The sequence below is a fragment of the Arthrobacter sp. NPDC093125 genome, assembly GCF_044754225.1.
Classification (GTDB): Bacteria; Actinomycetota; Actinomycetes; order Actinomycetales; family Micrococcaceae; genus Arthrobacter.
In genome coordinates this window covers 776247-797925 of record NZ_JBIVOQ010000001.1, presented here as the reverse complement: position 1 = coordinate 797925, position 21679 = coordinate 776247, and the positions used below count along the sequence as shown (strand labels likewise).

18 protein-coding genes, 1 tRNA gene and 1 pseudogene are annotated in these 21679 nt (G+C 65.1%); 6 read left to right on the top strand and 14 right to left on the bottom strand.

Features of this window, described 5'->3' with window-relative positions; translation table 11 throughout:
* Positions 1 to 88 precede the first annotated feature (88 nt).
* Positions 89 to 685, bottom strand: a complete 597-nt coding sequence (locus ACIP9X_RS03720; RefSeq protein WP_400478362.1) for a DNA-3-methyladenine glycosylase I — start codon at positions 683 to 685, stop codon at positions 89 to 91.
* Positions 686 to 700: 15 nt separating this feature from the next.
* Entirely contained in the window at positions 701 to 952 is a 252-nt protein-coding gene (locus ACIP9X_RS03715; RefSeq protein ID WP_400478361.1) for a cell division protein CrgA, read from the bottom strand.
* A gap of 177 nt (positions 953 to 1129) precedes the next feature.
* Here ACIP9X_RS03715 and ACIP9X_RS03710 point away from each other — a divergent pair, with 177 nt between their 5' ends.
* Both ACIP9X_RS03710 and ACIP9X_RS03705 read left to right on the top strand, forming a co-directional pair.
* Entirely contained in the window at positions 1130 to 1915 is a 786-nt protein-coding gene (locus tag ACIP9X_RS03710) for a class E sortase (protein WP_400478360.1), read from the top strand.
* Positions 1916 to 2085: 170 nt separating this feature from the next.
* Positions 2086 to 2727, top strand: a complete 642-nt coding sequence (locus tag ACIP9X_RS03705; RefSeq protein ID WP_400478359.1) for an anthranilate synthase component II — start codon at positions 2086 to 2088, stop codon at positions 2725 to 2727.
* Positions 2728 to 2814: 87 nt separating this feature from the next.
* On the opposite strand, the gene pknB is transcribed toward ACIP9X_RS03705, so the two are convergent.
* The 7 genes from pknB to ACIP9X_RS03670 are packed head-to-tail and all read right to left on the bottom strand — an operon-like array spanning position 2815 to position 12565.
* Positions 2815 to 4776 carry a Stk1 family PASTA domain-containing Ser/Thr kinase gene (pknB, locus tag ACIP9X_RS03700; RefSeq protein ID WP_400478358.1) on the bottom strand — a complete coding sequence of 654 codons (1962 nt, stop codon included), beginning with the start codon at positions 4774 to 4776 and terminating at the stop codon, positions 2815 to 2817.
* Between the two features lie 3 nt (positions 4777 to 4779).
* Positions 4780 to 6630, bottom strand: a complete 1851-nt coding sequence (locus tag ACIP9X_RS03695; RefSeq protein ID WP_400478357.1) for a protein kinase — start codon at positions 6628 to 6630, stop codon at positions 4780 to 4782.
* A complete protein-coding gene (locus ACIP9X_RS03690) occupies positions 6627 to 8084 on the bottom strand; it encodes a peptidoglycan D,D-transpeptidase FtsI family protein (RefSeq protein WP_400478356.1) in 1458 nt (485 codons plus the stop codon). Before ACIP9X_RS03690 ends, ACIP9X_RS03695 begins: the two co-directional genes overlap by 4 nt.
* On the bottom strand, positions 8081 to 9541 hold the full coding sequence (locus ACIP9X_RS03685; RefSeq protein ID WP_400478355.1) for an FtsW/RodA/SpoVE family cell cycle protein: 1461 nt from the start codon (positions 9539 to 9541) through the stop codon (positions 8081 to 8083). The genes ACIP9X_RS03690 and ACIP9X_RS03685 overlap by 4 nt, the downstream gene beginning before the upstream one ends.
* On the bottom strand, positions 9538 to 11343 hold the full coding sequence (locus ACIP9X_RS03680; protein ID WP_400478354.1) for a PP2C family protein-serine/threonine phosphatase: 1806 nt from the start codon (positions 11341 to 11343) through the stop codon (positions 9538 to 9540). Before ACIP9X_RS03680 ends, ACIP9X_RS03685 begins: the two co-directional genes overlap by 4 nt.
* Positions 11344 to 11345: 2 nt before the next feature.
* A complete protein-coding gene (locus tag ACIP9X_RS03675; RefSeq protein WP_400478353.1) occupies positions 11346 to 11828 on the bottom strand; it encodes an FHA domain-containing protein in 483 nt (160 codons plus the stop codon).
* Positions 11825 to 12565, bottom strand: coding sequence for an FhaA domain-containing protein (locus ACIP9X_RS03670; RefSeq protein ID WP_400478352.1), 741 nt, complete (start codon positions 12563 to 12565; stop codon positions 11825 to 11827). The genes ACIP9X_RS03675 and ACIP9X_RS03670 overlap by 4 nt, the downstream gene beginning before the upstream one ends.
* A 353-nt stretch (positions 12566 to 12918) precedes the next feature.
* Between ACIP9X_RS03670 and ACIP9X_RS03665 the strand changes: the two genes are divergently transcribed.
* A tRNA-Leu gene (locus ACIP9X_RS03665) sits at positions 12919 to 13001 on the top strand.
* A 157-nt stretch (positions 13002 to 13158) separates the two neighbouring features.
* Here ACIP9X_RS03665 and ACIP9X_RS03660 read toward each other — a convergent pair.
* From ACIP9X_RS03660 to ACIP9X_RS03640, 5 genes are all read right to left on the bottom strand, one after another.
* The gene (locus ACIP9X_RS03660; RefSeq protein ID WP_400478351.1) at positions 13159 to 14532 is read right to left on the bottom strand and encodes an MFS transporter; all 1374 of its coding nucleotides are present in this window, start codon (positions 14530 to 14532) and stop codon (positions 13159 to 13161) included.
* 209 nt (positions 14533 to 14741) lie between these two features.
* Positions 14742 to 15431 (bottom strand): FadR/GntR family transcriptional regulator, encoded by a 690-nt coding sequence (locus ACIP9X_RS03655; protein ID WP_400478350.1) that lies wholly within the window; start codon positions 15429 to 15431, stop codon positions 14742 to 14744.
* A gap of 10 nt (positions 15432 to 15441) precedes the next feature.
* On the bottom strand, positions 15442 to 16569 hold the full coding sequence (locus tag ACIP9X_RS03650) for a mandelate racemase/muconate lactonizing enzyme family protein (RefSeq protein ID WP_400478349.1): 1128 nt from the start codon (positions 16567 to 16569) through the stop codon (positions 15442 to 15444).
* A 178-nt stretch (positions 16570 to 16747) separates the two neighbouring features.
* Positions 16748 to 17743, bottom strand: coding sequence for a substrate-binding domain-containing protein (locus ACIP9X_RS03645; RefSeq protein WP_400478348.1), 996 nt, complete (start codon positions 17741 to 17743; stop codon positions 16748 to 16750).
* A gap of 168 nt (positions 17744 to 17911) precedes the next feature.
* Complete coding sequence (locus ACIP9X_RS03640; protein WP_400478347.1) at positions 17912 to 18931, bottom strand: LacI family DNA-binding transcriptional regulator; 1020 nt, start codon at positions 18929 to 18931, stop codon at positions 17912 to 17914.
* 156 nt (positions 18932 to 19087) lie between these two features.
* Between ACIP9X_RS03640 and ACIP9X_RS03635 the strand changes: the two genes are divergently transcribed.
* From ACIP9X_RS03635 to ACIP9X_RS03625, 3 genes and pseudogenes are all read left to right on the top strand, one after another.
* Complete coding sequence (locus ACIP9X_RS03635) at positions 19088 to 20284, top strand: Gfo/Idh/MocA family protein (protein ID WP_400478346.1); 1197 nt, start codon at positions 19088 to 19090, stop codon at positions 20282 to 20284.
* 64 nt (positions 20285 to 20348) lie between these two features.
* Positions 20349 to 20499: pseudogene (locus tag ACIP9X_RS03630) on the top strand (MFS transporter); the annotation flags it as partial.
* A gap of 121 nt (positions 20500 to 20620) precedes the next feature.
* Complete coding sequence (locus ACIP9X_RS03625) at positions 20621 to 21637, top strand: sugar phosphate isomerase/epimerase family protein (RefSeq protein ID WP_400478345.1); 1017 nt, start codon at positions 20621 to 20623, stop codon at positions 21635 to 21637.
* The last annotated feature ends 42 nt before the right edge of the window (positions 21638 to 21679 follow it).

The following is a 21679-nucleotide window of genomic DNA, read 5'->3' as shown; positions in this document are numbered from 1 at the left end:
GCGCAGGAAGACGGCCCGCTTTTCAACACTGTGGATAACTTTTCCAACATCTGTGGAAAGTCCCAGGGAGGCCTTGGGGAAGGGGCAGTCAGATCCAGACCCCGGACGTACCTCTGCGATGGCTGTCCACGAGATGCGTGTCCACCATGCCGATGGCTTCCATGAGGGCGAACATCGTGGTGGGGCCGACGAAGGCGAACCCCTTTTTCCTCAGAGCCTTAGAGAGGGCGGCTGACTCGGGCGACTGGGTAGGGACATCGGCGTAGGTCAAGGGCGTGGGAGTGGCCGAGGGCTGGAACTGCCATACGAAGTCCACAAGCCCGCCTTCGTCGCGGAGTGCGATCGTGGCCTGGGCATTGGTGACGGCAGCGCGGATCTTCAGCCTGTTCCGCACGATTCCCGGGTCCTGCAGCAGCCGCTCGACGTCGTCCTCGGTAAAGGCGGCGACGGTGTCCGGATTGAAGTCAGCGAAAGCTGCACGGAAGGCAGGCCGCTTGCGCAGGATGGTCACCCACGACAGGCCGGCCTGAAACGCTTCCAGGCTGATGCGCTCGTACAGGCCGTGCTCATCCCGGACGGGCAAGCCCCATTCGGTGTCGTAGTACTCGCGCAGCAATGGATCGGTGGACGCCCACGCCGGGCGTGCCAGGCCGTCATCACCGATGATGATCCCCTGCGGGTCCATGGCAGGCGGAGAGCGTCAGGACCGCCAGCGCGTGGTCATGAGGAAGCCCATGATCGCGATGCCGAAGCCAGCGACGATGTTCCATGAGCCCCAGTCCCGAACGGGCAGGGTGCCTTCGCTGATGTAGAAGGTGATGATCCAGAGCAACCCAATGATCATGAGGCCAAACATGACCGGCTTGAACCAGACCGGGTTGGGCTTGTACGCCTGCGTCGAGGAGACCGATTCAGCGCGGGCAGTCTTCTTACGTGGCTTTGACTCGGGCACATGTCCTCCTTGGCGGGCTGATTCAGGAACTGCATTCCGGGCTTGATATCCTGCTAAGAGGAATATTTCCGGCGGTCTGCGCGCTCCTGATCACGTCTGAAGTCTTACTAGCAGCCAATTCTAGCTGTAGTTCAGGGCACGCCAGCGCCCCCCCGCAACCGCCTTGAAGGAGACACCGTGGTACTGCAGGAGAAGGTGACTCCCCCTGCCGCGCCGGGAGCCGGCGTCGTAATCCTGCGGAAGACCGTGCAGATCCTCGGTGAGCTGCTCATTACGGCCGGTGTCATCCTCCTGCTTTTCGTTGCATGGCAGCTGTGGTGGACGAACGTCGCCTCCGATGCAAGGCAAAGCGAAGTGGTCAAGAACTTTGCCCGGGAACTCGGCGGTCCGGTGGCCCCCAAGCCCAGTCCGGAAGCTGCATCGGCCGTGCCGGATTACGGCGCCCCCGCCGTCGCCAAGGCACCCGGGCACGGCGGCACCATCGGAATCATGTACATCCCGAGGTTCGGGCAGAACTACGCCCGGCCGATCGTTGAGGGAACCACGTCCGACGTCCTGGACACCCTGGGCTTGGGGCACTACGGGAGCACGGCCATGCCCGGGGCTGTGGGGAACTTCGCCGTCGCCGGACACCGCCAGACGCACGGCGCAGTGCTGGACAACATCCACACGCTGGTGCCCGGAGACAAGATCTACGTCCAGACGAAGGACGGCTACTACGTCTACGTATTCCGCAACAACCGCATCGTGATGCCCACCGACGCCGACGTCCTGCTTCCCGTGCCCTCCAAGCCGGGGGCCAGGCCCACGGAAAGAATCCTGACCATGACCAGCTGCAACCCCCGCTTCGGCTCCGAGGAACGGATCATCGCCTACTCCCTGCTCGACCACTGGCAGCCGGCCTCCGCGGGACCCCCTGCGGAGATTGCCTCCCAGGTGGCGCGCGCCCGAGGGGAGGGCTGAGACGTGTACGGCTGGATTTTCCGGCACCTGCCGGGCCCGCTTTGGCTGCGTGTCCTCACGTCCGTGGCGCTGGTCGCCGTGGCCCTGTTCCTAATGGTCGAGTTCCTCTTCCCCTGGATGTCACAGTTCACCCAATTCAACGACTCAACGATTGGTGCGGCAAGTAACCCATGAGTACAACCAAGATCCTCGTCGTGGACAACTACGACAGCTTTGTCTACACCCTGGTGGGCTACCTCCAGGAGCTGGGCGCCGAAACCACCGTGGTCCGCAATGATGACGTCACGCTCGCGGAGGCGATCGAAATGGCGGAAACGCGCGACGGCGTTCTCATCTCGCCCGGTCCCGGCTCACCGTCCGAGGCCGGCGTCTGCATCGAACTCATCAAGTGGTGCGGAGACAGCAGCAAGCCCATGTTCGGCGTCTGCCTTGGCCACCAGGCCCTTGCGGAGGCCTACGGCGGCACCGTGACCCACGCGCCGGAACTGATGCACGGCAAGACGTCCCTGGTCCAGCACGACGGCACCAGCGTCTTCGCCGGCCTGCCCTCCCCCGTCACGGCCACCCGCTACCACTCGCTGGCCGCGGTTCGGCAGTCCATCCCGGACGTCCTCGAGATCACCGCCGAGACCGCCAGTGGAGTGGTCATGGGGTTGGCGCACCGCACTGCTCCGCTCTGCGGCGTACAGTTCCACCCGGAATCGGTCCTCACGGAGGGCGGCTACCAGATGCTGGGCAACTGGCTCGAGTCACTCGGCATGAGCGGCGCCGCTAAGCGCGCGGGCAAGCTCAGCCCGCTGATCCAGCACTAGTCCCGCACAAGGCAGCAAACCCGCAGACAGCAGGAGCCCCAGGCGTCAGGCCCGGGGCTCCTGCTGTCTCCGCAGCCGACGCCGTTCCTACGGCTTCGGCTTTGCGCTGGATGAAGAGGTGGGTTTCGACGTCGATGTCGGCGTCGGGGTGGGCTCCGGAGCCGGTGCCTTGGCCACGGTGATGGTGATGGTCTTGCCCTGGTCGATCAGGGCGTTGAGGGGATCGCTCTGGCCGGTGACCTTGCCCGGCGCCACCTGGGAGTTTTCCATCTCGCTGACAAGCACAGGCAGGCTCAGCGCCTTCAGCGCCGCCTCCGCTTCGGCACGCGTCATGCCCCGCAGTTCAGGCATGACCACCTTGCCGGTGGAGACAATGATCTCCACGGTGCTTCCGACAGCAACCTGCTGGCCCGGCGCTGGCTTGGTGGTAATCACGAGGCCGCCGGGCACTGTTGGACTATTGGCCATCGTCGTGGACGGCGCTCCCACCAGGCCGGCCTGTCTGAGGATGTCGCGCGCCGCCGCTTCCGTCCGCCCGGGCAGGGTAGCCGGGATCTTCACGGCGCTTGGACCATCCGAGATGTTCAGGGTTATCTCGGAGTCCAGATCCAGAGAGGATCCAGCCGCGGGAACAGTTCCAATGGCGGTGCCTTTGGCGATGGTGTCATGCTCCACGCGTTTGATCTGCGGCCGCAGCTTCGCGTCGTATAGCACCTGCAGGGCTTCGGATTCCGTGCGTGACTCCACCGACGGGACGGCCACTTGCACCGGCTCAGCCGGCGGCTGGTTCATGACGTTGTACAGCCACAGCCCGCCGCCTGCCAGGACCAGGAGCGCAAAGATCACAAAGATGCTGGTCCACGCACGACGGCGGGACTTCTGCATGCGCGTGCGTTCCCTTTCGCCGGGAAGCCCCAGGGGAAGAATGTCCTGCTCCGCCGTTTCATACACCTCGGCGGCTTCCGCTGGAAGCACGGGGTCGCCGTCGGACGATTCGTAGGCCGGCCGGAGACGGCCGGCTGGAGCATCGTCGAGAAAACTCGCGCCAGTCAGGGAGAAGGCGGCGGTGGGAGGGGTGCGCTGCGGCTCCGGAACATGGTCATTCGGGTCCGTGGGCGCTTCACTGGCCGAGACCGGCGGCACGGGAATGCCGTTCTGTGCAGCACGGAGGGCACGACGGAAGGCCGCCGCGTCCTGGAACCGGTCTTCCCGGTTTTTCTGCAGTGCCTTGGCCAGGACAGTGTCCAGTGCCTCCGATATTTCAGGGTTAACGCTGCTGGCAGGCTCCGGGATCTCCCGCACGTGCTGGTAGGCCACGGATACAGGGCTTTCACCAATGAACGGCGGGCGCCCGGTCAGCATTTCGTACATCAGGCACGCTGCGGAGTAGAGGTCGCTGCGGGCGTCCACGGTCTCGCCGCGTGCCTGCTCGGGCGAGAGGTACTGGGCAGTGCCCACCACTGCCTGCGTCTGGGTCATGGTGGCGGCTGAGTCAGCTATGGCACGGGCGATACCGAAGTCCATGACCTTGACCATGTCTGAGTTCTTGCAGAACATCACGTTCGCCGGCTTGATGTCGCGGTGCACGATCCCGGCCTTGTGGCTGTACTCCAGGGCGGACAACACGCCCAGTGTGTAGCTGACCGCCTCGTCGATGGTGATGTCCTTCGCCCGGATGAGATCGCGGAGGGTTTGGCCCTCCACGTATTCCATGACGATGTAGGGCACGCGGATCTGGTCGTGGGCGTCACCGGGCACAGCGTGGTCGCCGGTGTCGTAGATGGCGACGATGGAGGGGTGGTTTAGGGCCGCGACGGCCTGTGCCTCGCGCTTGAACCGGGCCTGGAACTGGGGGTCCCGGGCCAGATCCGGGCGTAGCAGCTTGATGGCAACAGTGCGGCCCAAGCGCGTATCGATTCCCCGGTGGACATCGGCCATACCTCCCCGGCCTATGAGCTCACCGAGCTCATAGCGCCCATTGAGGATGCGCTGGGCAGTCACCGGGATGCGGTCCTCCCGGTGCGACGGCGATCTTGGCGGCGTTGTCACGGCTTATCTCTCACCCGCAGCAGGTGTGGTCCTGGTAGCGGTGGAGGTGGGCGAGGGGGTAGGCGTGGTTGTGGTCGTAGCGGCAGGAGCCTTGGCAAGGTGGTACGTCACCACGGTTCCCCTGTCGGCCTGGGTGCCGCTACCCGGTTCCGAACTAACAAAGGTCCCGGGCTCCTGTGTCGGATCACCCTCCACGTCGGGGCCCTTTACCCAGCGCAGCCCGGCTCTTTCGATCGCAGTCCGCACGTCTGCCTCGGTGCTGCCCGGGCGTAGGGTGGGCACCTCGACTTTCTCCGGGCCCTTGGAATAGGTGACCGTGATGGTTGCACCTGGTTGGACCGGACCGGAGGGATTGATTCCTGTAACCGTGTCGGAGGGTGCGGAATCGAAAACCTGTTCCCCATTCACCTGGAACCCGAGTCTGATCAGTTCATCGCGCACTTCAGGGAAGGGTCGTCCCAGATAGGCGTCAGGGATGACATTAACGGTCTGTGGCGTGATTTGTGTCGGCGTAGGGGTTGCCGAGGTGGTGGTGGGCGTGGGGCTGGCAGTGGTTGCGCGCGGACTGGTGGCGGCCGCCGACGTGGTTGCCGGCGCCTGCGAGGGGAACAGGAAGCCCGCCTGGTTAAGGAAGATGCCGGCCACGGCAAACAGCACCAGCAGGATCAGCGCGATGAGGGGCCAGGTCCAAGGGCTGCGTCCGCGCCGCTCCGGCTCGTCCACCGGCTCGTCGTCGTACCGTTCCTCTTCCTGCACCCAGCTGCGCTCGGCTGCAAGGGCGTCAGCGCGCGAGAGCGTACTGCCGGCACGCGTCGGTGTGCCATCCCCGCCGGCACCACCGGCCCCGGCGGCACCTGCGGCCGCAGCACCTGCAGCTGCGGCGCCGAGTACCGGGAGCGCGGAAGTCGTCGTCGAACTCTTCTCGGAGCCAATGACGCCGGTGGGCGCGGTATGCATTTTCACGGGAGCCGTGATGGGACCGGTGGCGCCTTCATAGAGCAGCATGCCAGGAACGGCCGCGTGGGCTGCCTGAATGTCACCGTTGCGGATTGCCTCGGCGGCTTCTGCAAGCTTGATGGCGTTGGCGGGGCGGTTCTTCGGGTCCTTGGCCAGCATGGACATTAGGAGCGCCCGGACCGGCTTTGGCAGGGTCTCCGGCAGCGGCGGCGGGGCGTCGTTCACCTGGGCAAGCGCAATGGCGATCTGCGACTCGCCGGAGAACGGCCTGTGGCCTGTGAGGCACTCGTAGCCGATGACACCCAGGGAATAGATGTCGGAAGCACCGGTCGCCGTCTGCCCGGTCGCCTGCTCGGGCGCGAGGTACTGGGCGGTTCCCATGACCTGGCCGGTCTGGGTCAACGGCACCTGGTCGGCAAGGCGGGCGATGCCGAAGTCGGTGACCTTGACCCGGCCGTCCGGCGTGATCAGCAGGTTGCCGGGCTTGACGTCACGGTGCACCAGTCCCTGGGCGTGGGCGACGGAGAGGGCACGGGCGGTCTGGGCGATCATCGAGAGTGTGCGGTCCGGCGAGAGGACCTGCTCGTGCTCGATGATGCTGCTCAGCGGCTGGCCCGGCACCAGTTCCATGACGAGGTAGGCGGAACCTTCTTCCTCGCCGTAGTCAAAGACGTTGGCGATGCCCACGTGGTTCAGCAGTGCAGTGTGGCGGGCTTCCGCGCGGAAACGCTGGAGGAACCCGGGGTCGCCTGTGTACTCCTCCTTGAGCACCTTGATGGCAACGATACGCCCGAGGATAAGGTCCTTGGCTTTCCAGACTTCACCCATGCCGCCGATCGCAATACGCGTGGTCAACTGGAATCTGCCGCCGAGGGTGATTCCCGATGTAGGCCTCACTTATTCAACACCGCCTCAAAAATCTTCTTTGCGTTCGGACTGGTTAGCTGTGCGCCGGTGGTGATGTCCACGCCCTGCATGACGACCGTGACGGACACCTGCGGATCGTTTGCCGGCGCGAATCCGGTGAACCAGGAGTTGTTCAGGCCCTCGGTTCCGAGTTCGGCGGTGCCGGTCTTGCCCGCAACTTCCACTCCGGGCACTGCCGCTCCGGCGCCGATGCCCTGGCTGACCACGCTGGTCATCCACTCGGTGATCTGGCTGGCGATCTCCGGCGTGGTGGAGGTCCGCAGCGGAACCGGCTTCGGTTCGTCGATGACGCGCAGGTCCGGCGACCGCACGGCCTTGATCAGGTTCGGTGCCATCTGCACGCCGCCATTTGCCACCGCGGAGGTCATCAGCGCGACCTGCAGCGGGGTGGCGCGGACGTCGCGCTGGCCGATGGCGGACTGGGCCAGCCCGGCGGCGTCAAGGTCCCTCGGGAAGGTGCTTACGGCGTAGTCCAGCTTGAGCTGGTCGCCGAGCTCCTGGCCCCACCCGAATCTCGCGGCCTGGTCGGCGATGGCTTCCTCGCCGAGCTTCTCAGCGATGCTGGCGAACGGAGTGTTGCAGGACTGCTGGAGCGCGAAGGCGAAGTCCGCCGTGGTCCGGGTGTAGCAGTTGCCGCCGGCGTAGTTCGGCAGCCGGTACTGGATGCCCGGGAAGGACATCTCCGCCGGGTTGGGCAGCTGGCTGTCCGCGTTGTACCTCCCGGAGCGCAGGGCCGCCGCGGTGTCCACGATCTTGAAGACCGACCCCGGAGCCAGCAGGGCGCCGGTGGGACCGCTGACGGACGGGTTCAGGTTGATGCCGGGGACCTTGATGACCTCGTTGTAGCTGGCCTGCTCCTTGGCAGCGTCCTGGCTGGCAATGCGGTTGGGATCGTAGGACGGCTTGCTGACCATGGCAAGGATGTTGCCGGTCTTGGGCTCCGTGACCACGATCGAGCCCCGCTGCCCGTCCGGGATGAGGTCGTACGCCAGCTTCTGGATCTCCGGGTCAATGGTCAATTCCACTGACGCGCCCTTGGGCTGGTTCCCCAGGAACAGCTGGCCGATGCGGTCCAGGAAGAGCTGGTCCGAGCTTCCGGCAAGCTGCGCGTCCATGGCCCGTTCCAGCCCGGTCACGCCGTAGTTCTTTGAGAAGTATCCGGTGATGCCGGCGTACAGCTCGGGCTGCGTGTAGGTGCGCTGGAATTTGCAGGACTCGCTGCCCTCAACGGATTCGGCGATGGGGGCGCCGTCCACCAGGATGGCACCCCGGTCGTTGCAGTAGTTCTGCAGAATCGCGCGCTTGTTCCAGGCGTTGGCCTTCAGCTCATCCGCACCGACCACCTGGACGTAGCTGATGGCGCCGAAGATCAGGGCGAACATGGCGATTGCGGCAACCCATGAGTGTCGTATTGCCTGGTTCACAGTTGTTTCACCGCCTCGGTGGGAGCGTCCGGAAGGGTCTGGGTGGAATTGTTACCGCTCCGGCCGCCGGTGACGGCCGGAGTGTGTGCGGCGGTCTTCTGCGCCTCGGGCGTCCTGCCCGGCTGCATCGGTGTGGTGTCCACCGGTCCGCGTGCGGTGTGCGAAATCATCAGGAGCAAGCCGACGATGATCCAGTTCGCCAGAAGGGACGACCCTCCGGCTGCGAGGAACGGCGTGGTCAGGCCTGTCAGCGGAATCAGGCGCGTCACGCCGCCGATGACAACGAAGCACTGCAGTGCCACGGCGAAGGACAGTCCGCAAGCCAGCAGTTTGCCGAACGCATCCCTCGTGCCGAGGGCCGCCCGGAAACCGCGGGTGAAGAGCAGCAGGTACATCATCACGATGGCAAACAGTCCGATGAGGCCAAGCTCCTCACCGAAGGAAGCGATGATCATGTCGCTGTTGGCAAAGGGCACGAGGTTGGGGCGGCCCTGTCCCAGCCCGGTCCCCACGAGTCCGCCGCTGGCCATCCCGAAGAGGCCCTCGACGATCTGGCCGCTGCCGCCGGGTGAGCGTCCAAACACCTCTTCGGTGAAGGCGTTCAGCCACGAATCGATGCGCAGGGCAACGTGGGAGAAGACCTGCGAAGCGAGGAAGCCGCCGCCCAGAATCAGGGAGACACCGATGACCACCCAGCTGATGCGGCTGGTCGCCACATAGATCATGACGATGAACAGGCCGAAGAACAGGATGGACGAGCCAAGGTCACGCTGGAAGATGAGGACGCCGATGCTCACGAGCCATGCCGTGATCATCGGGCCCATGTCCTTGAAACGCGGGAACTGCAGGGGGCCGATCTTCCTGCCGGCCAGCATGATCAGATCGCGGTTGGAGGACAGGTACCCGGCAAAAAATATGGCCAGCGTGATCTTGGCGACCTCGCCCGGTTGGAACGTCATGGGGCCAAGCCTGATCCACACGCGCGCGCCGAGGATTTCCCCGGCGGTGATGCCCGGCACCAGGGGAAGGATGAGCAGCAGCGCACTGGCCGCGAGTGAAATAAAGGTGAAGCGGCGCAGGACGCGGTGATCCTTGAGGAGCCAGATGACAGCGATGGCGACGGCCATGGCGATCAGTGTCCAGCGCATCTGGTTGTTCCCCGTGTCGTCCCCGGGCGCGTCCAGACGGTGGATCATGGCGAGCCCGAGACCGTTGAGGGCAACCACAATCGGAAGTATTACCGGATCGGCATACTTCGCCCGGAGGCGGAGAACGACGTGGAAGACCAGGGCGGCGACCGCAAGGAGGCTGGACTGGAACCAGAAATCGGTGTCGAAAGAGTTCTGATCGTCGATGCTGATCAGCGCGTTGGCGCCGATGCTGACCGTCAGGGCCAGCACCAGCAGGGCGAGCTCGACGTTGCGCCGCGGCTTGGGCATCGTGTCGGCGTGGGTCATTGGCCCCCCTCACAGGTTGCGGTCGGGGATGGTGAGGCGGCTGCGCCCAGGGTCGGCGTTCGCGACGGCGTCGGCTTGGGACTCGCCGTGGCGGCCGGAGCCTTGGCGGCCGCGGATGCCGTTGGTTTGGGTGTGGCCGTCGCCCTGGTGGACCGGGGTGAGGGTGACGCTGTCGCCGTGGGAGTGGGCGATGGCGTGATGCACTCATCCGCGGGTGCAGTGCTGCCTGTGCGTTCCAGGTTCTTCACGATGCGCTGCGCGTCGTAGAGGTCCCGGGCGGGCACCGTCTGGCGGACTCGCTGCTGCGAGAACTGCGGCAGGGACTCCATCCGGATGTCGGTGACGGCCTCCAGTGTGGAGAGCTGGATGGGGCCGAGGCGCTGCGAGACGCCGTTGTAGATCGCCACGCGCTGGTCGAACTCTCCGATGTAGTAGCGGGTCTGGGTCCAGGCGTAACCCAGCCACAGGCCCACTGCAAGGACCACGAGGGCTGCGGCTGCGATGCCGATGGTGATCCAGTGCCGCGGGCGCCGTTCTTGGCCGAGGTACTCCGCCTCGTCACGCACCGGTTCGGCTTTGTGGGTGAGGAGCGTGGCGGCGCGGCGGGCTACAGTGCGGCCGGCGATGGTGGGGATGGAGCCGGTTTCAGCTGCTGTGACCGCCGCGCCGACCAGCAGGTGGGGGCGTGAAGCCAGTTCCTCGCGCAGCACTTCGGCGGACAGGTGCTCGCCCAGATGCGGATCTGTGGTTGCTGTTGGTTCTTGGCCTTCGCTCTGATCTGCGTTAGCACCGTTGGGGGAGGTGCCAGTGTCCGCGTCCTGGCTCTTCTGGCCGTCAGCCCCTGGTTCCTTGGCTGATGCTGCAGCAGCGGCTGCTGCCAGTCCTGCCGCCCGGTCTTTTCCGTCCCGGTCTTTCCCGTCGGCCAGCCCCTCTGATGTGCCTGCAGCTGTGGCGGGCTTTTCCTTCGAAGGTTCCGGTTCTGCGGCTTCCGGTGACGGAACGACTTCGACGGCGGCCGTCTGGACGTCGTCGACCGTCTGCTCAGCGATTTCCAGCATGATGATGGTGACGTTGTCCGGGGCGCCGGCTTCCAGCGTCAGGTCGACGAGAGTTTCAACGCATTCGCGAATGTCCGGGGTTTCGCGGACCGTCCGCTCCACGACGTGTCCTGCCACGTAGTTCAGGCCGTCGGAGCACAGCAGCCAGCGTTCGCCGGGTTCGACGTCCAGGGTGGCGAGGTCGAGCTCCGGACTGGCGTCGACGTCCCCGAGGACCCGCATGAGGACGTTCTTGTGAGGGTGGGTTTCCGCTTCCTCCGGACGGAGCCGGCCCTCGTCGATCAGGCGCTGGACGAACGTGTGGTCCACACTGATCTGCTCGAATTCGCCGTTGCGCAGCCGGTACGCCCGCGAGTCGCCGATGTGGGCAAAGTGCAGTTTGCCCTCAGCAAGCAGCAGGGCGGTCACCGTGGTGCCCATGCCGGCGAGTTTCGGGTTGATGTGGACCAGTTCGGATAGCAAAGAGTTCGCGGTCTGGATTTCGTCGGCGAGAACGGTGCCGGCGTCGCCGTCGTAGTCGTCGGTGTCCAGGTGGATCATGTCCAAAACTGTGGCCGCGGAGGCCACGTCCCCGCCGGCGTGCCCGCCCATGCCGTCGGCAACGACGGCGAGATGCCGCCCGACGTAGGCGGAATCGTCATTCTTGGCCCTGACGCGTCCGGTGTCGGAGCGCGCGGCATAGCGCATTATCAGGGGACGCGGAGAGGCGGTCGCCTTCTCTGCGGGAGTGTCCGGAGCGGCCATGCCTATGGCCTCAATTCGATGACCGTCTTGCCGATTCTCACGGGAACGCCGAGGTCCACAGGATGGGCCCGGGTGAGCTGCTGGTCGGCCAGGTAGGTGCCGTTCGTGGAGCCGAGGTCCTCAATGAACCAGCGGCTTCCCTGCGGGAACAGCCGTGCATGCCGGCCGGAGGCGTAGTCGTCCTCCAGCACAAGGGTGGCTTCCTGGGCCCTGCCCAGCAGGATGGGACTGGCGGCCAGCGGAACGGTCCGCCCCTTGAGCGGGCCTTCGGTGACAACCAATTGACGGGCCTGCTGCTTGACGGGAGCGGGTGCCGGTTCTGCGAGCTCGGGGTTCTTTCGGACCTGCCGTGCCGTGGGGGCGCCTGTGGCGGCCTTCCGGCCGATCATGAGGTCACGGCGCATGGCGGAAACAATGCTGAAGATCAGGACCCAGAGCAGCAGCAGGAAACCAAAGCGGAGGGCGGTAATGGTCAGTTCGCTCATGGGCGGCCGCCATTGTTGGCGGGTAGGAGGCGGAAAATGATTTTGGTCCGTCCCATCGTGATGGTGGAGCCGTCGGTGAGCTCCATGCTGCCGGCTACCTTGTGCCCGTTGACGTAACTGCCGTTGGTGGATCCCAGATCCACCGCCGTCGTGGTGCCGCCCTCGGTCCTGATTTCCAGATGGCGGCGCGACACGCCCGTGTCATCGACCAAAATGTCAGCCTCTGATGAACGTCCGAGGACGATCGAGGGCGCGTTGAGTGAATACCGCTGGCCGTCGATGTCGAGAACGGGCTGCAGGCGGGCGGGTTTGCGGCTCGGTGCCGCCGGAAGGTTGGTGCGGGGCGCTGCCGCCGCAGGGCCGTTGGCCTTCTCGGTCTTGGAGGTGATTTCGAAGTCCCCGGGACGGCCGGCGTCATCGCGCCGGAAGGAAATGCGGACCGGTCCCTGCAGTGTGTAGCCCTGGCTGCGGACATGGTTGATCACTACATCGCAGAGTTCCTCGGCGAGCGGTGTTCCCCATTCCTGGGCCCGCTGGAAGTCCTCGTCACTGAGCAGCACGTCAAAGACGTTGGGCGTCAGAGTCCGCCCGGCGGCGATGGTGATGGCCTTGTGGTCTACTTCGCGGCGGAGCCGGCTGGCGATTTCCACCGGCTCGACCTGTGCCTTGGAACCGGTGGAGAAGACGCCGCGGACGGCCTTTTCGATGCCGCGCTCGACTTTGTCCAGCAAACCCATGGTCCTTCTCCTTTCCTTACAGCTGTGGGGCAGTGTGCCTTCTAAACGTCAGCTCCCAGCACACGTCACAACAGAACTTGAGCCCGCCGGTAACGGGCGCTTATACATCCGATACTACTTGCCACCCCTGTGAATGACCTTAATCCACAACGCGCCGGGGCCCCGATTCGTTCATGCGTGACGCAACTGTTGCCCGTTTCACAGGTGGTTATTCCGGCCTTGAACCGGCTTCCGGGAGGGCCCCAGTTGGCCGATTGGCGTTTTGATGCGATTGTCCGTTATGCTTGATCTCGCTGCTTTTACGAGGTTCGCAGCTCCGGACTCCGGAGCGAAAACCAAGTGGGAGAAGTTGCGCGCGAGTGGCGGAACGGCAGACGCGCTGGCTTCAGGTGCCAGTGTCCGAAAGGGCGTGGGGGTTCAAATCCCCCCTCGCGCACGCAATCGAAACACCCCGGTCTTTAGACCGGGGTGTTTTTGTATGTCCGGACTGGCAGGCTCGGGATTGCTCCGTTAAGGCTCTGCTTTGCTCAGTTAAACCAGGACACCCCGGCCGTCTGACCGGGGCGTCCCTATATATACGGGTTGCTGGCGCCCTATTTCGCTGCCGCAGGCAGCCCGATGCGTCCGTCGGCGGAGTCCGTCCCCTTATACGTGTCCCCTGCGGCTTCAGGTGACCCTGGCCCCTTGCGCTCCTTCAGGAAGTACACGAGTCCGGCTGCCAGGGTGGATGCCGCGGCGAGTGCGAAGAGCCCGGGGACCACGCTGCCGGTCTGTTCCTTGATGATGCCGAATCCGAACGGGGCCACGAAGCCGCCCAGGTTGCCCAAGGAGTTGATGATGGCGATGGCGGGGGCGAGGACCAGCGGATGCAGGGTGGACTGGGGGATCGTCCAGAACAGGGGTGAGGCGCTCTTGAAGCCCATGGCTGCGATCGCCAGGAAGACCAGGGCAAAGACAGGGGAGGCGACGGCTGCCGCGAGGGTGCCGACGGCGGCCACGAGGAGCGCGGCCACCAGCAGTGGGCGCTTGGACTTTGCCTTGTCCTGCCACTTGGCTGCGAAGTACATGGCGAAGACGGCGCACACCCATGGAATGGAGGACAGAAAACCGACGCTCAGGTCGGTGGTGCCCGGAATCTGCTTGACGATGGTGGGCAGCCAGAAGGTGTTCGCATAAATGGAGAGCTGCACGGAGAAGTAGATGCCGCAGAGCAGCAGGATCTGGGGGTTAAGGAGCATCTTCCAGCGGTTGACCTTGCCGCCGTGTGCCTTGGTGTGCTCGGCATCCTCCTGGTCGATTGCCCCCGTCAGGGCCGACTTCTCGGCAGCAGTAAGCCACTTTGCGTCGTGGATCTTTGCGTCGAGGAAGAAGAACACGGTGATGCCTACGGCGACAGAGAGCAGCCCCTCGAAACCGAACAGCCACTGCCAGCCGCGCAGGCCCAGGACATCATGAAGGCTCAGGAGGAGGCCGGCAATGGGGCCGGAGAGGGCCGCCGCCACCGATGACCCTGCGATGAAGATCGCTGTGGCCTTGCCACGCTGGCCTGCCGGAACCCAGCGGGCGAAGTAGAAGATGACGGCGGGGAAGAACCCCGCTTCAGCAGCGCCGAGCAGGAAGCGCAGAACGTAGAACATCATTTCGTTCTGGACAAACGCCATCAGGAACGACACGATGCCCCAGCTGATCATGATCCTGGTCAGCCAGACCTTGGCACCGTACTTTTCCATCATCACGTTGCTGGGAAGCTCGAAGATTGCGTAGGCGATGAAGAACAGTCCGGCTCCGAAACCGTACGCAGCGGCGCCGATCCCCACGTCAGCCTGCAGGTGGTCCTGCGCGTACCCGATGTTGGACCGGTTCAGCTGGTTGCATACGAGCATGACCAGCATGATGGGCAGCACCCGCCGGAAGAACTTCTTGGTGGCCGAAGCCAGATCCGTGACAGCGGTGTCTACAGACTGCATGGGGGAATCCTCTTTGATAGATCAGCAAGCTTGCGCTGCGGGGACGACGGGCCGGGCCGTTGTGCTCCTCGCCACAGCACCCGTTAACTGTAAACAGTGCTATTCATGCCCGTCCAACACGCATATTGCATGGCTTGATACCCAGGGAGACTGATTCCGCTAGAGCACCGCCTTGCGCCGCTCTCCCGTTGAACGCAGGCGGCAGGGAGTTACTCGCGGCCCGCGCGAAGCCGGCGCCGGGAGTTGGCGATGTGGCTGCGCATCGCAGCGGCAGCGGAAGCGCCGTCGCCCTCTGCGATGGCGGCGTAAATGGACCCGTGCTCATGGACCACCTGATCGAAGTGGTCCCGGGCGTAATGCTCGACGCCGGTCATCAGCCGGGTGCGTGGCATGGCGATCATCGTCTGGCCGAGGGAAGCGAGGCAGTCCGAGTAGAAGGGGTTCCCGGAGGCGGAGGCAACGGCGCGGTGGAACTCGTAGTCGTATTTCATGGCATGCGCTGGGTGCTCCACGCTGGCTGTGAAGTCCTCCAGCGCCTTCTGCAGCGCCTTGAGCTGCCGGTCCGTGTGGTTCCGGGCAGCCAGGGCTGCAGCTTCGGCTTCCACTCCCATCCGGAACTCCAGCAGGTGCAGGCGGTCTTCGATGCTGGCCACCGGCCGGGTACCCGCCGTCGTACCTTCTCGGGGCGGGGTCAGCGCAAAGCTGCCCCGCCCCCTTTCGGTTTCCACGAGACCTTCGGCCTGGAGCCGCGTCAGCGCCGCACGGACCACGGTGCGGCTCACACCAAATTCGCTGATCAGGGTGTTTTCGCTCGGGAGCTTCTCCCCGGGCTGGATGTCACCGTCGACGATGCGGGTGCGAAGGTCGGCGGCGAGGTCCGCGGTCAGGTTCCGGCTCATGGATCCTAGATTACGCGCCGAATTCCACCGTCTCGGTGGTCCAGGCGCGGGCCTGGTCGCTGAGTGTCACGCCGAGGCCGGGGCGGTCCGGAACCATCATGCGGCCGTTCTTGGTTTCGAGGCGCTCATTGAACAGCGGGTCCAGCCAGTCGAAGTGCTCCACCCACGGTTCGCGCGGGTACGCCGCGGCGAGGTGCAGGTGGATCTCCATGGCGAAGTGCGGCGCGAGGCCCAGACCGCGCTCATCGGCCAGGGCGGCCAGCCGCAGGAACTGGGTGATGCCGCCGACGCGCGGGGCGTCAGGCTGGATGATGTCGCAGCCGTTGGCGCTGATCAGGCCCTTGTGTTCGGCCACCGAGGCGAGCATTTCACCGGTGGCGATGGGGGTGTCCAGGACCTGGGCAAGATGGGCGTGGCCCTCGAAGTCGTAGGCGTCCAGCGGTTCCTCGATCCAGATGAGGTTGAACTCCTCGAGCTGGCGGCCCATGCGCAGGGCGGTGGCGCGGTCCCACTGCTGGTTGGCGTCCACCATGAGCGGGACGTCCCAGCCGATGTGTTCCCGGATGCCGGCCACGCGGCGCAGGTCCTCTTTGCTGTCCGGAAGGCCGACCTTGATCTTGATGCCGCCGATGCCCTCATCGATGGACTGCGTGGCGCGTGCCTTGACCTCGTCCAGGGTGGCGTTGAGGAACCCGCCGGACGTGTTGTACGTCTGGACAGCGTCGCGGTACGAGCCCAGGAGCTTGGCGAGGGGGAGCCCGGCGCGCTTGGCCTTGAGGTCGTAGAGTGCGATGTCGATGGCGGCGAGGGCCTGGGTGGCGACCCCGGAGCGGCCCACGGATGCGCCCGCCCAGAGCAGCTTGGTGTAGATCTTGCCAATGTCGTTGGGGTCCTCGCCAATGATGCCCTCGGCGACTTCCTTGGCGTGGGCGTACTGGGCGGGTCCGCCTGCGCGCTTGGAGTAGCTGAAGCCAAGGCCGGTGTGGCCCTGCTCGGTGGTGATTTCGGCGAAGAGGAAGACCACCTCGGTCATGGGCTTCTGGCGGCCGGTGAACACCTTGGCGTCGCTGATCGGGACGGACAGCGGAAGCCGTGCGGTGGATAGTTTGACGTGCCGGATCAGATCGACGGTACTCATGGGTTCTCCTTGGTCGGGGGCAACATCGCCCGTGTACCTAGGATATAAGCTTGGTACTTGTACTACAAGTTCTGGCGCTTGAGGTGGCGCTCCCCGGGCACCTGCCGGGCGGCGAACGTGCCCGGCTGCGGCTCCTGCGATGGGCAGGCGCCGCAGCCGGGCATCCACGTCGGCAGGGTTAACGGATGCCCTCGTTGGCGAATTTCTGGACGTCAGCCACGTTTTCCTTGTCCACGATGGTGGGGCCCGTCAGCACAGGCTGGCCGCCGCCGATGAGGAAACCGCCGCGCTTGAACTGCCAGAGTGCGTCGATGGCGCCGTATCCCTGCAGCCAGGGCTGCTGGTCGACCGTGAACAGGAGGGAGCCGTCCGCGATTTTCTCCGCGAGTTCCTTGTTCAGGTCGAAGCTGGCGACCTTCGCCTGGCTGCCGGCCTCAGAAACGGATTTCAGCAGGGTCAGGGTGATGGGGGCGCCGAGGCCGATGATGACGTCCGCGTCCTTAGACGCCTGCAGCTTGGCCGTAGCCGTGGAAGCGACCGCTGTCATGTCCGTGCCCGCTACGTAGAGAATTTCTGTCCCGGGCACCTTGGCTTTGACGCCGGCGCAGCGGTTTTCCAGGCCGACGTGGCCCTGGACCTGAATGACGCAGATGGGGCGCTTGAAGCCGCCCTCTGCGAGCTTTGCGCCTACTGCCTCGCCGGCAAGCTTGTCGTCGGAGCCGAAGTGGGTGAACGCGCCCAGCTGCTTCGAGACGCTTTCGCCGGCGTTGAGGCTGACGACCTGGATGCCCGCATCAGTGGCCTTTTTGATTGCATCCTTCAAAGCATCGGGGGTTGCGAGGGTGACGGCGATGCCGTCCACCTTCAGGTTGATGGCCTGCTCGATCAGCTGGGACTGCCGGGCGGCTTCCGGATCGTTGAGATACTGAAGCTCAACATTGTCCTTCGCGGCTGCTTCTTCAGCTCCCTTGCGGACAATATCCCAGAAAGTGTCCCCTGCGGGGGCGTGGGTGATCAGCGCAATTTTCATGCGCTCCGTGGTGGCCACCTGCCCCCCAGCCGCATTTCCTCCGGTCTCAGGCGTGCGGCCGCCTTGGCTGGAGCAGGCGGTCAGGGTCAGCATGGGAATGGCGACGGCAGCGACGGCGGCGCGGCGCCAGGCAAACTTCTTCACTCGTGATCTCCTTCGATCAGGCAATTCGTGTCTCGTGTTTCAGGTGGCGTGGGGTCAGGCCCGGAACCAGGGGGAGTATATGATGGACGCCACGTTTGGAGCGCTCCATAGAAGAATAGAAAGCCGTGTTTGTCCTGTCAATGGGTTTCGAGAAATTCCTGGTTCAGCTCAGGCGGGCGACGGCGCCGTGGATCCCCTGGCGATGAGGGACGGAGCAAGCAGCAGTTGCCTGCGGGGGCCCTTCGGCTCGGTGATGCGTCCCAGCAGCGCGTGGGCGGCCTCGGCGCCGATGGAGGCGTTGTGGCTGTCGATCGACGTCAGGTTGAGATAGCGCGACTCGGCCAGCGCCGTGTTGTCATAACCGACGACGGAAACGTCCGCGGGCGTCCTGAGGCCCTGCTCCTTGAGGGCCGCCAAGGCACCAAGGGCCATGGTGTCATTGGCAGCAAAAACAGCCGTCACGCCGGGATGGCCCTCCAGCAGCTCGCGGGCCGCGAGATAGCCGGCCTCTTCCGTGGTCTCGCCGGACTCACCTGCCAAGAGGGCCTGCAGGCCGGCTGCGGCAATGCCCCGGAGGTAGCCGTCCCGGCGCGCTCTGGCGGACCCGCCTTGCCCGGTGAGATGCGCAATGCGGGTGTGCCCGAGCTGGACCAGGTGCTCCACGGCCAGCTGCGCGCCCTGCACCTCGTCGCTTGCAACCACATCAGCGGTGCCTGCATCAAGCTCGCGGACGCCCGCCACGACAAACGGAACATCCAGCTTCCGCAGAGGAGACGCGGCATGGGGCTCCGCCGCGATGATCAGCCCGTCCACGTGCATGGCCAGGAAGCCATCCAGCGGATTGCGCCCGGAGAGGGCTTCAAGCTGCAGGTCAGCCACCGTGACGTTCCATCCCGCCGGATCGAGAACGGACCGCAGGCCCCGGAGCGCCTCAACGAACCAGGGGTTGTGGAAGTCGTCGATCAGCAGCCCAATGCTCCGTGTCTTGTTGGCGGCCAGTGCGCTGGCCGCCCTGCTCGGCCGGTAGCCGAGTTCGTCGATGGCTGTCTGCACCGCCTTGCGGCGCGCGCCGCTCACGTTGGGTGATCCTCGAAGCACCAGGGACACCAGCGACTTCGAAACGCCGGCGCGGTTGGCCACGTCGTAAATAGTCGGCCGGGCGGAGCCGGGGTCCGTGGAAGCTTTCACAGGCCAATCATCCCATTTCATTCGGTTCAAAAAGGGATTGACAGGACAAACCGGCAACCCTACAGTCTTATGGAGCGCTCCAAATCACAGTACAACTTTCCGGCCATCGCCGGTACCCGAGCCGCAGCGCTCGGCCAGTGTTCAAAGGAGAAACACATGAGCAAGTCACTCGGCGTCGCAGTCATCGGCGCAGGCATGGCGGGCAAGGCGCACGCAGCGGCCTACCGTACCGCCTCCACCCTGTACTCCCCGGATCTGCCCGAGATCCGGCTCGTCTCCATCGGGGACGTCAACCCCGAGTTTGGTTCCGCCGCGGCGAAGCGATTCGGGTACGAGCGGCACGACAGCTCCTGGCAGGCCATCGCTGAAGCGGATGACATCGACGTGGTCAGCGTCGTCATCGCCAACAAGCTTCACCGCGAGGTGGTCGAAGGACTCCTGGCCGCAGGAAAGCATGTCCTCTGTGAAAAGCCGCTGAGCGACACCATGGAGGACGCCCGCGCCATGGCAGAAGCCGCCCGCAGCGCGTCCTCGCTGGGCCGGATCGGCTTCACCTTCCGCCGCACACCAGGCATCGCCTACATCCGCGACCTCATCCGTTCCGGCACCCTTGGCAAGGTCCTGCACTTCAGCGGCCGGTACTGGACCGACTACGGCTGCAGCCCCCAGGCTCCCATGAGCTGGCGCTACAAGGGCGGCGCCGGCAGCGGCGCGCTTGCCGACGTCGGCAGCCACCTCGCCTATGTCGCCGAGTTCCTGTGCGGAGACATCCAGTCGGTCAGCGGTGGACAGCTGAGCACCGTCATTCCGCAGCGCCCGCTGCCGCTCGGTGCGGTCATGGGCCATGACCACTCCGCGGTCAGCGACGTCTTCGAACCCGTAGAAAACGACGACGTCGCAGCCTTCTCCGCGGAGTTCGCCTCCGGCGTCGGCAGCCTCGCCGTCTCCCGCGTCGCTGCCGGCCACGCCAACACCCTGACGTTCGAGGTGTTCTGCGAAAACGGAGCCGCACTGTTCGACCAGCGCCGCCCCGCCGAGATCGGGCTCTTCCTGAACGAGGGCGCCTCGGCCCAGAACGGCTACCGCCAAGTGGTCCTCGGACCCGAGCACCCGTACATCGCCGGCGGCCTCGCCATGGACGCCCCGAGCGTCGGGTTCGGCCAGAACGAGGCGTTCGGCTACCAGGCCCGGGCGTTCCTCGAAGAGGTGGCCGGTCTGCCCTCCGAGTCCTCGCTCCCGCGCTGCGCCAGCTTCGATGAAGGCGTGCGCAACATGGAGATCCTTGCCGCCGTCACCGAATCCGCACAGCAGGGCGGCCGCAGCGTGACCATCCCGGAACTGGCGTTCGCCTAAGCGCGGTGGTGACAGGATGACAGCCCCGGAAACGACACACGAAGCAGCCGCACCGCGGAAGTTCATGCGGAAAATCGCGTTCTTCTCGACATTCGGCGGGCTGCTGTTCGGCCACGACACCGGAGTCATCAACGGTGCCCTGCCCTTCATGCGCGAGGACCTTGCGCTGAATCCCGCTCCAGGAAGGGCTGGTGACGTCGGCGCTGCTGCTCGGGGATTCAAAACCGGCGACAAGGAAGCGCTTTTCCGCGAGGGTGGCCGCAGGGAGCCTGCCGGCACCCCTACTTCCTAGCCATTAGTGCGGCACCACCCAAACAGATTGTCATAGGAGAAAAAATGAAACTCGGCGTCTACAACGCAATCCTGCACGACCGTCCCCTGCCCGAGGCCCTCAAAGTCATTGCCAACCTGGGCCTGACCGGCATCGAGATCAACACCGGTGGATTCCTTCCTCCGGCCCACATCCCTAACATCGATGAGATCCTCACCAGCGATGCAGCGCGTGACGACTATCTGGCGATTTTCGAGGGAACGGGTGTTTCCATTGCCGGCCTGAACTGCAATGGCAACCCCCTGCACCCCAACCGGGATATCGGCGACAAGCATGCTGAGGACGTGCGCAAGTCGATCCGCCTGGCCCACCGCCTGGGCCAGAACCGTGTAGTCACCATGTCCGGGCTTCCCGGGGGTGAGCCCGGTGCCACCCGGACGAACTGGGTGGTTAACGCCTGGAACTCGGCAGCCCTCGATGTCCTGGATTACCAGTGGGAGATCGCTGCGGAGTTCTGGAAGGAAACGGACCAGCTGGCACGCGAGCTCGACGTCAAAGTCGCCCTGGAGCTGCACCCGCAGAACCTGGTCTTCAACACCGCTGACGTCTACAAGTTGATTGAGCTGACCGGCGCCACCCATGTCGGCGTCGAGCTGGATGCCTCGCACCTGTTCTGGCAGCAGATGGACCCGGTCGCGGTGGTCCGCGAACTCGGTCCGCTGGTGTTCCACGCTGCTGCGAAAGACGTCCGCGTAAACAAGGAGAACGCCGCGCTCTACGGCGTGCTGGACAACAGTTTCCGCAGGCTGTCCCCGGACGAGAACCGGACAAACCTCGGGGGCGACGAGTGGGCGAACGAGTGGCCGAAAAACTCGGCCTGGGACTTCGTTGCCCTGGGCCGCGGCCACGACACCGCCTACTGGACCGAGTTCCTGAGGGCCCTCCACGAAGTGGACCCGGACATGCTGGTCAACATCGAACACGAGGACGTCTCGCTCGGTCGGATCGAAGGCCTGGAGGTGGCGTCCAAGGTCCTGCGCGACGCCGACGCCGCACTGCGGACGTCCTTGGTTGCGCAGTAGGACTTCTCCTCTCAACGGACGGGGACGGCTTTCTTCGGAAAG

Coding starts and splice junctions, on each gene's coding strand:
- ACIP9X_RS03720 (WP_400478362.1), bottom strand. CDS start 685: ATGGACCCGCAGGGGATCATCATCGGTGATGACGGCCTGGCACGCCCG.
- ACIP9X_RS03655 (WP_400478350.1), bottom strand. CDS start 15,431: ATGAGCCGGAACCTGACCGCGGACCTCGCCGCCGACCTTCGCACCCGC.
- ACIP9X_RS03650 (WP_400478349.1), bottom strand. CDS start 16,569: ATGAGTACCGTCGATCTGATCCGGCACGTCAAACTATCCACCGCACGG.
- ACIP9X_RS03635 (WP_400478346.1), top strand. CDS start 19,088: ATGAGCAAGTCACTCGGCGTCGCAGTCATCGGCGCAGGCATGGCGGGC.
- ACIP9X_RS03625 (WP_400478345.1), top strand. CDS start 20,621: ATGAAACTCGGCGTCTACAACGCAATCCTGCACGACCGTCCCCTGCCC.
- ACIP9X_RS03680 (WP_400478354.1), bottom strand. CDS start 11,343: ATGGCCGCTCCGGACACTCCCGCAGAGAAGGCGACCGCCTCTCCGCGT.
- ACIP9X_RS03705 (WP_400478359.1), top strand. CDS start 2,086: ATGAGTACAACCAAGATCCTCGTCGTGGACAACTACGACAGCTTTGTC.
- ACIP9X_RS03670 (WP_400478352.1), bottom strand. CDS start 12,565: ATGGGTTTGCTGGACAAAGTCGAGCGCGGCATCGAAAAGGCCGTCCGC.
- ACIP9X_RS03660 (WP_400478351.1), bottom strand. CDS start 14,532: ATGCAGTCTGTAGACACCGCTGTCACGGATCTGGCTTCGGCCACCAAG.
- ACIP9X_RS03685 (WP_400478355.1), bottom strand. CDS start 9,541: ATGACCCACGCCGACACGATGCCCAAGCCGCGGCGCAACGTCGAGCTC.
- ACIP9X_RS03675 (WP_400478353.1), bottom strand. CDS start 11,828: ATGAGCGAACTGACCATTACCGCCCTCCGCTTTGGTTTCCTGCTGCTG.